The following is an 11,879-nucleotide window of genomic DNA, read 5'->3' as shown; positions in this document are numbered from 1 at the left end:
GCGGCCTGTAACAAATCAACAACAATGACTTCATGGGTCGTCATTGAAAGGGGCCCGGACGAACCGGGCCCCTCGAGGGAGAACACCTGCTCGGATGCCCTCCCTTGTAGCCAATCGTGCAGCTTCAAACAGCCGCCCCTAGCCTTCCGGCGCGAAGGCGATAAAGGTAGCGGTATCCGGCTCCGGGCTCACCCCGCCACGCTCGTTGACCGAGCGCACGAGCAGGCAGTAGGTTCCCGGCACCTCGGGGGCGTACTCGAACGTCCAGTGAACCCATCGATCGCCCGTGGAGGCGGACACGTCGTAGTCGGTCCAGTTCTCGCCGTCGTCCAACGAGAACTGCACCGTTACAATGGGCACGCCGTAGTCCTCGGCGTAGCCCTCGAAGCGCACCGGGCGCCCCACCTCCACCGACAGCGGCGCTATCATCGCGATCTACTCCTGCGCGCCTGTCAGCACGCCGGCGTTCGGGCTGTTGGGATGCTCGTCGGCCTCGCCGGGCACGGCCGGCGCCTCGTCCTCGGCCGACACCACGATCTCCACCACATCGCGCACGAAGTAGTTCGCGGGCGTGCGGGTCATCCACAGCTGGTTGCTCCCGCCCACCGAGGCGGTGAGTGCCTCCTCGTTGATCTCGTAGCTGAGCACGCCGTGGCGCCCGATCACGTAGCCGAGCGGCAGCATGGTCTCGGTGCCATCGGCCGACACGAACGTCACCGCGTTGGCCCCGGGCTGCACGCCGGCGCGCTCCAGAATGGACTCGATCGGAATGCCCTTCACGTTCGCCGTAACGATGGCGCGGCCGCCCGCAGGGTTGCCGCCGCAGGTGCACGTCATCTTCTGCTGCACCGACTCGTCGCCGGCAAGATCGCCCACCGAGGCGGTGTAGGCGTCATTCACCGCGCCCGACACCGTCAGTTGCCAGTCGAGCGGGTTCTCCGAAGCAAACGCAATACCAGCGCCGCACACCACGCGCACAGCCTTCTGGAACATCGTGCGGATCGTCTCGTTGGGTGTGACGGCCTCCTGGTCGTAGGAGAAGACGCCCTCGGCTCGGGCCACCTTCACCGCACCGGCCACGGCGGCGTTCTCGCCCACCTCCGCTTGCGGGTCGGCGGCTGCATTCCCGTCAGCGCCATCGCCCGGCGCCACCGCCAAGGCCGGCACCGCCGACATGGACGCGATCATCGTCAAACTCGCCAAGGCGCCAGCCGCGGCCCGGCCCTTCGATTTCAAATCTTTCATGGTCTCCCCCTACTCCACCGTGAACATGAACTGGGTATCGTACTGGCTCACGTGATCGGAGCCGTCCGGCGCGATGCTCGTCGTGCGGATATCCATCAGGTACGTCCCGGCCTCGGGCGGCGTGAAGTCCATGCGCCAGTAGGTCCAGTACTTGGAATCGTTATTCGGCGTGTCCAGCGTCGTCCAGGTCGCGCCGTGGTCGAAGGAGAACTCGAGCTTCTTGATGGGCTCGTTCCACGCGTCGGCGAAGCCCTCCAGATGCACCGGTTTGGCCTCGTCGCCCGTGAGCACCACATTGGTGGGGTAGTTCAGCACGCCGCTGTTGGGCTTGGAGTACACTTCGCCCGTGCAGTCGTCGGCGAACTCGCCCAGGTACACCTGACTCATGGCGGCATCCTCAGGCTGAGTCATGAACGTGAGGTTGCTGATGCGCTTCACGAAATTGCCACCGGAGGTGTCGTACACCCACACCATGCAGGGGTAGCCCTGGGTGTTCGGCAGCGTCTCGCCATCCATCTTTGTGACGAGGATGGCGTTGTTGCCCACCACCCAATCGATGGGCATCTGGGCGTAGTCGTAGCCATCCGAGCCGATGGGGCTCACGATGTTCGCACTGGCCTTGGGCTTCGCGAACTCGATGACCTTCGACAGCGGAATGCCCTCCACCTCGCTCTGCATGATGGTGGCCTGGCCCACGCCGTTGATGGTGCAGTCCATCTTCATGACCTGCTTCACGGTACCGAACTGCTCTTCCATCTCGGGAAGGGTCATGGTCACCGGATTGTCGCAGTCGCCGTCGATGGAGACGGTCCAGTTCTCGTAGATGGACGGATCCACCTGCGTGTCGTCCACGAGCCACTCGGACGGCTCGTCCTTCACCGTCTTGAAGAAGCGGTTCTCGGCCGGAGTGATCGTGGTCTGGTCGTAGCTCGTCGTCACCTGAACCTCTTCGGCGGCCACATCGGTGATGCCGTGGTAGAGGTTGTACTTGTAGTCGTCCCAACGGCCGAGGGTCTGCGTCTCCACGTCGTTGTAGTGGCACGAGAAGCAGGTGCCACCCTGGCTCGTGAACATCGCGTTCGTCATGTGGGTGTTGTGGATGGCCTCGCCCAGGTAGTTCGTTCCCTGGTAGGTCTTGGAATGGCACGCAATGCAGTTCGCGAAGGTCTGCTCGGTGGGATAGCCGAAGAAGATCAGGCGATGGTAGGTGGGCAGACTCATGATGGCGCTCTCAAGCGTGTGGCACGAGGTGCAGCCGCGGTTCTCGGCGTTCAGGTACGTAATGTTGAACGCGCGATCGTCGGAAGGCACCGGCTGCACGGTGAACCCGTTGCGGTCGGTGTAGCGAAGCGGCTCGTTGGCCTCGGCGTTGGCGGCGTTCTTCTCGCTGTTCTTATAGAAACCGGGCAGGGCGGTCACGCCGTCCACGAAGCGGCCCTCCGTGGGGAACCCGCTGATACTGGCCAGCTGATCGCTGTAGCCGTCACTTGTCGCCGGTGCCGGCTCGGTTGTTGTCGTGGAATCGGCCGCCTTGTCGGCCCCATCGCTCGGCGCGGCAGCCGGAGTGCAGCCCCAGGCCAGACATCCCGCTCCCAAGACGCACGCGAGCACCGCCGCGCACGCAATCCCCTTGCGCGAGCGCCGCCCCGTTCTCGTTGCTTGCTCTCTCATAGCTCCTCCTTAGGTTTTGGAAAATAGGTTCCCCTGACGCTTCGCGCCTCCTTTCCGGGCTTTCGAAACTTGATGGAATTGGAATGGGCGCTGCGCCGGCACCCGTGTGCGGCCGCAGCGCTTAATCCCGGGTTGGACTTCGCCGTATCAGGCCGTCGCTGTCGGCGATAGAGGCACGTCGAAAGTCGTAGTGCTCGGTGTACATCTTGTCGAGCAGCGCCTTCTCGTAGAAACCGATGTCGCGGTTGTACAGCGCGGACGCCTCGTCGGTAGCGCGAAATTCCGGACGCAGCCGCCCCTCGTCGTCGTAGTAATGCAGATAGGCTTCGGCGCAATGCTCGCGCAAATAGGCCCGGCACCGCTCGTGCAAGTCGTCGTTGGCGAAGAAGAAGTGCCGCACGCCATCGTCGCTCTGTTGGAGAAAGCCCAGATCCATCAGGCGCCCGAAATCGCTGCGGGCGCTCGGATAGGAAATGGCATAGCGCTTCATATGGATGTCGTAGGTGAATTCCGCGTTGCTATGCAGCACCGCCTCGAGCAGCACTTCCTTCTGGCGGGCGTTCATCGAACCGTCGGCGTCGATGATGGCGCGCAGCCGATCGCGTCGCCGGCTCATGCCCTCGAGTTTGGTCATCACCCAGCGCTGCTCTTCCAAAATAAGCTCGACGGCACGTTCGAACACGAACGTCCAATCGTAGGTGCCGTCGTATTCCACGGCCAGATCCCCCGGCTCGAACGGCAGCGTCGGCGCGTCCGCCTCGGCGGCGTAGCGCCCGCGCTCTTGGGCGCACAGGGCGCTGTCGGTACCGTAGAGCAAGCGCATAACGGGAACATGGGCCGAGAAATGGTAGCCCGAGCGATGAAGGAGCAGCAAGTACAGCAGGTAGGCGAACGGGGCATTGCCCACAGGGAACATACCCGATGCGCTCACGAAGAACAGAGCCGTCAGCGCCACAATAAGGCGATGGTCGCCGCACTGGCCCTTGAGGGGGCCGGTGTCCCCATTGATGAACGAGCAGAGCAGCTCGAGTCCCTCGACTCGAGCGGAAACGTCCTCGGGAACCGCCTCGATGCCGGCCACCAGCCTGGCGTAGAGCATCTCAACGAAAGCGGGGGTGACCGCCTCATCGCGGTACTCCTCTATTGACAGCAGCACCTTGCCGGCATTGGCCGCCAGAAGTTCGATACCGCATTCCGGCTCGCAGGCATGCACGCACACGCGCCGCAGCCGCGCGACATCGATGTCGGGATGCTCGAGGCCGATGGCGTACACCACCTCGTTGGCCGCCATATTCAGCTCCAGATGGCCGCCTTCCGGATCGTAGAAGATGCGCCCGTAATGGGACGCAAGCCCCTCGTTGATCTGGAACGTTTCGAGAAGAGCCTCCAGGTGCCAAGTGGGATCGTACCAACAGCGGGCCGAAGCCGAAAGCGGCGGCAGATCGCGCCCGAGACCGCGGCGCAAGCTGTTGATGGAAAACCAATACAGCGCCGCATCCTCGGGAGTGACACCGAGCGATTCCGCCAAACTGTCGTAGGTTTGCGCCCGCTGGGAGGCGATGCGCAGAGCCCGATCGAGCAGCGGTGCCGAGCGAAATGCCGGTTTGGATTCCACGATTGTCCCCTCCCCTTTGCTCTCCCATTTTTCCTCCGAACGAAGCTATGTTCTCAGAAAGACGCGCCCCACTTCAAGAGGTTGGGCGCGCGCTAGAAAGTTTTTACCACCCCCTCGGCGCCCCCTCGAGAAGCCTTTCCGCCCATCGCGAAAGTATCTGGGCACAAAAAAGCCCGCTGCGGACAGCGGGCTTTCGGTTGCAGTATTGCGGCAGCACCGATAAACGATGCGCGACTCCAAACTTAGCGCTTGGAGAACTGCGGGCGCTTGCGGGCCTTCTTCAGACCGTACTTCTTGCGCTCCACCATACGGGCGTCGCGCGTGAGGTAGCCAGCCTTCTTCAGCTCGGCGCGGTAGTCGCCGGCCTCCAGCAGAGCGCGGGAGATGCCGTGACGCAGGGCGCCAGCCTGACCGGACACGCCGCCGCCGTCGATGCGAGCCTTCACGTCGAAGTGGCCGGTGGTGTCGGTCACCTTGAAGGGGGTCATCGCGTAGTTGAACAGCGCCTCGCGGCCGAAGTACTCCTGGCCGTCGCGACCGTTGATGGTCACCTTGCCAGTGCCGGGAACGAGACGGACGCGCGCCACCGCGTTCTTGCGGCGGCCGGTGCCGTAGTACAAAGCCTCATCTGCCATGATTAACCCTCCAGATCGATCTTGCGGGGCTGCTGAGCGGCATGGGGATGCTCAGCGCCGACGTACACCTTCAGTTTCTTGCCCATCGCACGGCCCAGCGTGTTCTTCGGCAGCATGCCCTTGACGGCATGCTCGATGACGCGCTCGGGGTGCTTGGTCATGGCCTCGGTGAACGTCTCCTGCTTGAGCCCACCCGGGAACCCGCTGTGACGATAGTAGGTCTTGGTGGCAGCCTTGGTACCGGTGACCTTGATCTTGTCAGCATTGATGATGATGACAAAGTCGCCCGTGTCCACATGGGGGGTGTACTGCGGCTTGTGCTTGCCCTTCAGAATCTGAGCAGCCTTGGTGGCCACACGACCGAGAACCTGATCCTCAGCGTCGATGATGACCCACTCGCGCTCAACCTCACCGGGCTTTGCATGATACGTCTTCACTGTTTTCCTCCAATAGATTGCAGGTTCTGTCGGGCGGCTGAAGCCTCCTCCCCTGCGTCGGCGTGGCAGCCGCGATAGCCGGGGTGGAACCGCACCTCCAGAGTGTTTGTTTTCAAAAGTGCACGATCCTTGGAAGTCGGTTTCCTACGCCGACACGCGGTGCTTCGGGCCTGGACAACCCTCGGCGGTTGCGTTTCCTTGAACCCATGCGTTTACGGGGCTTTTGAAAGCGAACTTTTGCATTCTCACCCGCCCGCGCGCGAATGTCAACGAAACCGCTCCGAGAATGCGAAGAATCGCCAAAACTCCACCCGCGAACGGCAGGATGGGAGCATTGTGGGGGTGATGGACGGCCGTCGTTGCGGAAAGAGCACCACCATCGCAGAGAAGGACCGTCCTTGGGAAGCGCTCCGTCGACGAACCAGTCGAAAAATGCACGAGATCGACGGTTATGAGCGTTAAGGCCGAGCGACGAGGCACATTTCAGGAAGACGCTTGACAAACCCCAGGTCAGAGCATCGCACGTGCAGGAGCACCTTCACAGCTGACATCCTCGCACCCCCCCCAGACGCTCATAACCGTCAATCTCGTGAAAAAAACGACCCCTTCAGTAACCAACTCCGAAGAGACCGGCACGGATCCCCTTGAGATAGCGCGAGAGATCGCCATGGGGGTTATCTTGCGGCCACGGAACCGATATGACCAATAAACTAGTCAAATGGTCATATCTAAGGTAAAATTCTTCCGAAACCTTGCGGAACCTTAGAAGGGAGCTCCCATGGCAGCAAGCATTGCTTTGGCGGAGGCGAAGGCGAATCTTTCCTCCGTCGTTCGACGCGTAGATGAAACGGGGGCCGAGTTTGTCGTCACGGTGAGGAACCGGCCGTGCGCCATGATCGTGCCTATCCCCAAGCCGGCACCGCGTAAGCTGAAGGCCGCTGGCGCTCTTGCGGGAAAGAGACCGAAGGTGTCGCGCACCGAGGAAAAGGCCGCTTACCAGAAGGCGCTGGAGGCGAAGTATGTCGACCTTCCTTGATACGAACTGCCTGCTTCGCTACCTCCTCGCCGATGTCGAAGACCAGTTCGAAACGGTATGCCAGCATGTGGAAAACGGCGCATGCACCTCACCTGAGTTCATAGCCGAGTGCGTCTACGTACTTGGCGGAACAGTTTACGGCTTCGACCGAACCGACGTGGCCAACACCATGATCGCGCTCCTCGATGACATCGCCTGCGAACACGAATCCACCATGCGCTACGCCCTCGAGCTCTATCGGAACCACTCGCTTGATTTCGCCGACTGCATCTTGGCGGCACGCTTCGTCGTGGAAGGCACCCCCGTGCTTACCTTCGACAAAAAGCTCAACAAACTGCTGAGGGAGCTCGCGTAATCCATCCCCCTCTGCGCCGTTGCGAGGGGAATTGTTTCCGTTGGCTTACACGCGGGCGGTTGCGCTCGCAGGGGCGCAGGCGATGGAGCACAATACGGGATGCTTTGTGAAATCCCGGGGTCTAAGGAAGCCTGTTCGCTATGGAAACGCTGTCGCCGTTCGCATTCGTCACGTTGGTCACGCTCATCTCCGGCGCCGGGGGAACGGGGCTTGGCGGCTTCATTGGCGCCCTGTTCAAAAGCGAGTCGAACCGCACCATCAGCCTGCTTCTGGCCTTCGCCGGCGGCGTCATGACCGCCATGGTGTGCTTCGATCTTCTGGCCGAGGCTGAGGAAGCCGCCAGCCAGATTGCCGAGCACGGCGTGGTGCTGGTCATCTTCGCCGTGGCGCTGGGCGTGGCCGTGGTGTACCTGCTGAACCACCTCATCGACCGCAAAACCCGCAAGGAGGTGTCGCACACCGCCGATGAGCATCATCCCGAGACCCATGACGACATCGACGAGCTGGTGCACGTCGACCACTTGAACATGCACAAGCGCCACAACGACTCCAGGCTGTCGCTGTTCGTGGCCGGCGTCGTCATGGCCTGCGCCATCGCGCTGCACAATATCCCCGAGGGCATGACCATCGGCGCGAGCTTCGCCGTGTCCGACAACCTCATGTGGGGCACCGGCATGATCATGGCCGTGCTCATCGGCCTGCACAACATCCCCGAGGGCATGGCCGTGGCCGTGCCGCTCATCTCCGGGGGCACGGGACGCGTGAAGGCGACGCTGCTCACGGCCGCATGCGGTCTGCCCACGGTGCTCGGCGCGTGGCTCGGATTCTGGCTCGGCGACATCGGGCCTTTGGGCCTCACGATGTCGCTCGGGTTCGCCTCGGGCGCCATGCTCTACGTGGTGTTCGGCGAAATCATGCCCGAGAGCTACCTCATCTACCGCAGCAAACTCCCCGCCTTCGCCGTCATGGTTGGCCTAGCCCTCGGCATGTTCATGATCTTCTTCTAGAAAGCTGGGCGAACCTTGCCGATGCCCGGATGATCGAGGAATTCAGCGTAGGCAAGCCAAATCTCCCCGGGCTTCGAATCATGCGAGGGCTTCGTAGGCCCCGTCCGTCCTCTTCGTCATCCCAATCGGCAGGCAAAATGATCCTACGCGTTTCTAGGCGCCATTCGCACCTGAGAACAGCGATGCGGGCGTCCGCCAAGAAGCGTTCCGTCAACGAACTGGTCGAAAAATGCACGAGATCTTGAGTTATAAGCGTCTCGGAGGTGTCTAATTGCCGACCCCGAATGGCTCATCCTTGCAGACAACAATCTGACCTGGGGTTTTGAAAATGCTTCTTAGTAACGCGTCCCGCCGCTGATTCCTCAGGGGCTTATAACTCGAGATCTCGTGCAGAAAACGCCCCCTTCGGCAACCGAACGCCATAAACCTACGAGAGCGCGCGAGAAGAGATAGCTCATAGCCACCATAAGAAGGCGGAGAATACCATTGTGAACGCGGTACCCGCGGCAGCGACGCGGTGCTTGGCTTTAATCTCAAAGGCAAGAAGAACGCCCCAATAACCGTAGAAGGCGACATTCACGATCACATTGGCCACCGGACGGGGCAGCCCCCAGAAAAACGTCGCCAACATGCACAGCACAATGAGGATCGTCAGGACAATCGCACCGACGGCCCAGGGGTTCTTCATTGTCCAAGCCTCGTTAGTGTTTTCGTGCTCGATCCACCACAGAAGCCCCTTGCGCTCCGGCGTCTTATCGCCCATGGTCAACCAACCCTCATTGCTCGACATTCTTTCCAAATCAGTTTATTCCGAACACCATAGCTGTTGCCAGCAGCTCTCCCGTAACTGGATCGTCATAGCACCTCCACACTGGGTATGCTCAAGATCTTCCTCCAAAAGACATCGCGCAAGGACGCGCTCTCCCTAATCCTCACCCCAAGGCTTAACAAAGGCGAAACACCGGGGTCGGTTTCGCGAAACATTGCTCTCCTATGCTGACGATACAGCATTCCGCACAATGCACAAGGAGAACGCCATGTACGATTTCGACCGACCGCGCACCGCGCGCCCCGCCGCCGCAGGCACCAGGGCCGATGCCGGCTCCACGTGTCCCGACGCCACCGGCATCGGCACCGTCGCCGGCTCCGCCCGCCTTGCGCCCTGCGACCGGCACCCGCGCGCGCCCCGCGAGGGCGACGTGCGCATTCCCGCCGGGTGCGCCATCGCGGCCATCATGGACCGAAGCGGCGCGCGGCACGACGGGAGCGACATCCTGCGCTCCATCGCGCTCATGCACGACCGCTCCAACGGCCTGGGCGGCGGCTTTGCGGCCTACGGCATCTACCCGGAGTACGAGGAGCTGTACGCCTTCCACATCATGTACGAGTCCGACGAGGCCCGGCGTGAGACCGAGGCCTACCTGGACACCTACTTCATGAGCGAGAAGCAGGAGCGTATCCCCACCGAGCCGGTGGCCTCCATCAAGAACCCGCCGGACATCTGGCGCTACTTCGCCGCGCCCCACCCCATGCGCCTGGCGGCCAGCGGCCTGGACGAGGCCGAGTACACCATGGCCCACGTCTTCCACATCAACGGGAAGATCGACGGGGCCTTCGTCGCCTCGTCGGGCAAGAACATGGGCGCCTTCAAGGGCGTGGGCTACCCCGAGGACATCGGCGCGTTCTACCGCATCTGCGACTACGACGCCTGGGCCTGGACGGCCCACGGGCGCTTCCCCACCAACACCCCCGGCTGGTGGGGCGGCGCGCACCCGTTCACGCTGCTGAACTGGTCGGTGGTGCACAACGGCGAGATTTCCAGCTACGACGCGAACCGCCGCTACGTGGAGCAGTTCGGCTACGACTGCGAGCTGCAGACCGACACCGAGGTCATCACCTACCTGTTCGATCTGCTGAGCCGCCGCCACGGGCTCACGCCGGAGCTGGCCGCCCACATCATGACCGCGCCGGCCTGGGACGAGATCGACGCCATGGAACCCGCCGACGCCGCCTTCGAAACTGCCCTGCGCACCACCTACGCGAGCGCTCTCGTGAACGGGCCCTTCTCGGTGATTCTGGGCTCGAGCGAGGGGCTGCTCGCCATCAACGACCGGCTGAAGCTGCGAGCCCTCATGGCTGCCGAGAAGGGCTCCATGGTGTACATGGCCAGCGAGCAGGCGGCCATCGAGCTGGTGTGCCCCGACGCGGAGAACATGCGCGCCATCGGGGGCGGCGAGCCCTTCGTGGTGCAGCTTGATTCCGTGGTCGCCGCCAAGGCTGCCGCCGATGCCGACGCCGAGAACGATCCGCACAACGCGCCGTTGGCCCACGAGGTCGGCGTGCTGCCCCGCCGGAAGGAGGCTTAAATCATGCGCGACTTCCGCAACCCCCGCTACAAAGTGCTGCGCGACCGCGAGGAGTGCATCGAATGCGACCTGTGCGTGCGCCAATGCGCCAACGAGGCGCACTACCGCGACAAGAAAACTGGCGCCCTTCGCGCCGATTCCATGAAGTGCGTGAACTGCCAGCGCTGCACGCTTCTGTGCCCCACCCGGGCCCTCGCCATCACCCGGTGGCCCCAGGTGGACGCCGGAAGCGCCGTATGGACCGAAGGGGCCATGGACGACATCACCGCCCAGGCCCAGGCCGGCGGCGTTTTGCTCGCTTCCATGGGCAACCCGAAGAGCTACCACATCTACTGGGAGCATTTGCTGCTGAACGCGAGCCAGGTGACGAACCCCTCCATCGATCCGCTGCGCGAGCCCATGGAGACCCGCGTGGTGCTGGGCAGCCGCCCGAGCAAGCTGCGCGTGAACGAGCGCACCCGCACCGTCGTCTCTCCCCTGCCGCCCCAGCTGTCGTGCGACGCGCCCGTCATGTTCTCGGCCATGAGCTTCGGCTCGGTGTCGCTTAACACCCAGAAGGCGCTGGCCCTAGCCGCACGCGAGCTCGGCACCTACTTCAACTGCGGCGAGGGCGGCCTGCACCGCGACTTGGAGCCCTACGCCGACCGCGCCATCGTGCAGGTGGCCAGCGGGCGCTTCGGCGTGGACCCGCACTACCTGAACGCCGGCGCCGCCATCGAGATCAAAATCGGCCAGGGCGCCAAGCCCGGCATCGGAGGGCATCTGCCCGGCGAGAAGATCAACGAGGAGGTGTCGCGCACCCGCATGATCCCCGAGGGCACCGACGCCATCTCGCCGGCGCCGCACCACGACATCTACTCCATCGAGGACTTGCGCCAGCTCATCTTCTCGCTGAAGGAAGCCACCGGCTACGCCAAACCCGTGGCCGTGAAGGTGGCCGCCGTGCACAACGTGGCCGCCATCGCCTCCGGCATGGCTCGGGCCGGCGCCGACATCATCGTGCTGGACGGCTTCCGCGGCGGCACGGGCGCAGCCCCCAAGCGCATCCGCGACAACGTGGGCATTCCCATCGAGCTGGCCCTGGCCGCCGTGGACGAGCGGCTGCGCCAGGAGGGCATCCGATCGACGGTGAGTCTTGTGGCCTCAGGAACCCTGCGCAACGCCGCCGACGTGGTGCGGGCCGTGGCCCTGGGCGCCGACGCCGTCTCCATCGGGTCGGCGGCGCTCATCGCCATGGGCTGCCACCAGTGCGGCGACTGCGCGAGCGGCCGCTGCAACTGGGGCATCGCCACCCAGCGGGCCGATCTGGTGAGCCGCCTCGCCCCCGAGGCCGCCGCCGAGCGCGTGGTGAATCTCGTGTCCGGCTGGAACCGCGAAATTCAGGAGATGATGGGCGGCATGGGCATCAACGCCATCGACTCTCTGCGCGGCAACCGGCTGATGCTGCGCGGCGTGGGGCTCAACGAGAAGGAACTGGAAATCCTCGGCGTGAAGTACGCGGGAGAGTGATCG

General features: G+C 63.3%; 12 protein-coding genes. 5 read left to right on the top strand and 7 right to left on the bottom strand.

Features of this window, described 5'->3' with window-relative positions; translation table 11 throughout:
- Positions 1-138: 138 nt before the first annotated feature.
- The 6 genes from NE591_RS00600 to rplM all read right to left on the bottom strand — a co-directional run bounded on the left by NE591_RS00600 (position 139) and on the right by rplM (position 5,603).
- Positions 139-429: a molybdopterin-binding protein gene (locus NE591_RS00600; protein ID WP_256156192.1), complete on the bottom strand. Its 291-nt coding sequence runs from the start codon at positions 427-429 to the stop codon at positions 139-141.
- A gap of 6 nt (positions 430-435) precedes the next feature.
- On the bottom strand, positions 436-1,245 hold the full coding sequence (locus tag NE591_RS00595; RefSeq protein WP_114540627.1) for a molybdopterin-dependent oxidoreductase: 810 nt from the start codon (positions 1,243-1,245) through the stop codon (positions 436-438).
- Between the two features lie 9 nt (positions 1,246-1,254).
- Positions 1,255-2,916 carry a molybdopterin-dependent oxidoreductase gene (locus tag NE591_RS00590; protein ID WP_114549162.1) on the bottom strand — a complete coding sequence of 554 codons (1,662 nt, stop codon included), beginning with the start codon at positions 2,914-2,916 and terminating at the stop codon, positions 1,255-1,257.
- 121 nt (positions 2,917-3,037) lie between these two features.
- Positions 3,038-4,531: a hypothetical protein gene (locus NE591_RS00585; protein ID WP_256156191.1), complete on the bottom strand. Its 1,494-nt coding sequence runs from the start codon at positions 4,529-4,531 to the stop codon at positions 3,038-3,040.
- A gap of 242 nt (positions 4,532-4,773) precedes the next feature.
- A complete protein-coding gene (gene rpsI / locus NE591_RS00580) occupies positions 4,774-5,166 on the bottom strand; it encodes a 30S ribosomal protein S9 (protein ID WP_022740956.1) in 393 nt (130 codons plus the stop codon).
- Positions 5,167-5,168: 2 nt separating this feature from the next.
- Positions 5,169-5,603 (bottom strand): 50S ribosomal protein L13, encoded by a 435-nt coding sequence (gene rplM / locus NE591_RS00575; protein ID WP_022740957.1) that lies wholly within the window; start codon positions 5,601-5,603, stop codon positions 5,169-5,171.
- 778 nt (positions 5,604-6,381) lie between these two features.
- On the opposite strand from rplM, the gene NE591_RS00570 reads away from it, so the two are divergent.
- The 3 genes from NE591_RS00570 to NE591_RS00560 all read left to right on the top strand — a co-directional run bounded on the left by NE591_RS00570 (position 6,382) and on the right by NE591_RS00560 (position 8,001).
- A complete protein-coding gene (locus tag NE591_RS00570) occupies positions 6,382-6,639 on the top strand; it encodes a type II toxin-antitoxin system Phd/YefM family antitoxin (RefSeq protein WP_114549163.1) in 258 nt (85 codons plus the stop codon).
- Complete coding sequence (locus NE591_RS00565; RefSeq protein WP_173114588.1) at positions 6,623-6,994, top strand: PIN domain-containing protein; 372 nt, start codon at positions 6,623-6,625, stop codon at positions 6,992-6,994. The genes NE591_RS00570 and NE591_RS00565 overlap by 17 nt, the downstream gene beginning before the upstream one ends.
- A 140-nt stretch (positions 6,995-7,134) precedes the next feature.
- A complete protein-coding gene (locus tag NE591_RS00560) occupies positions 7,135-8,001 on the top strand; it encodes a ZIP family metal transporter (protein WP_256156190.1) in 867 nt (288 codons plus the stop codon).
- A gap of 454 nt (positions 8,002-8,455) precedes the next feature.
- On the opposite strand, the gene NE591_RS00555 is transcribed toward NE591_RS00560, so the two are convergent.
- Entirely contained in the window at positions 8,456-8,764 is a 309-nt protein-coding gene (locus NE591_RS00555; RefSeq protein ID WP_256156189.1) for a hypothetical protein, read from the bottom strand.
- Between the two features lie 274 nt (positions 8,765-9,038).
- Here NE591_RS00555 and NE591_RS00550 point away from each other — a divergent pair, with 274 nt between their 5' ends.
- Both NE591_RS00550 and NE591_RS00545 read left to right on the top strand, forming a co-directional pair.
- Entirely contained in the window at positions 9,039-10,367 is a 1,329-nt protein-coding gene (locus NE591_RS00550) for a glutamine amidotransferase family protein (RefSeq protein ID WP_256156188.1), read from the top strand.
- Positions 10,368-10,370: 3 nt separating this feature from the next.
- Positions 10,371-11,876, top strand: a complete 1,506-nt coding sequence (locus NE591_RS00545) for a glutamate synthase-related protein (RefSeq protein ID WP_256156187.1) — start codon at positions 10,371-10,373, stop codon at positions 11,874-11,876.
- Positions 11,877-11,879: the final 3 nt, after the last annotated feature.

Origin of the sequence: Adlercreutzia sp. DFI.6.23 (assembly GCF_024462535.1) — a bacterium.
Taxonomy (GTDB): domain Bacteria; phylum Actinomycetota; class Coriobacteriia; order Coriobacteriales; family Eggerthellaceae; genus Adlercreutzia; species Adlercreutzia rubneri.
The sequence above is the reverse complement of the archived record's forward strand: the minus strand, read 5'-3'. Positions and strand labels throughout refer to the sequence as shown.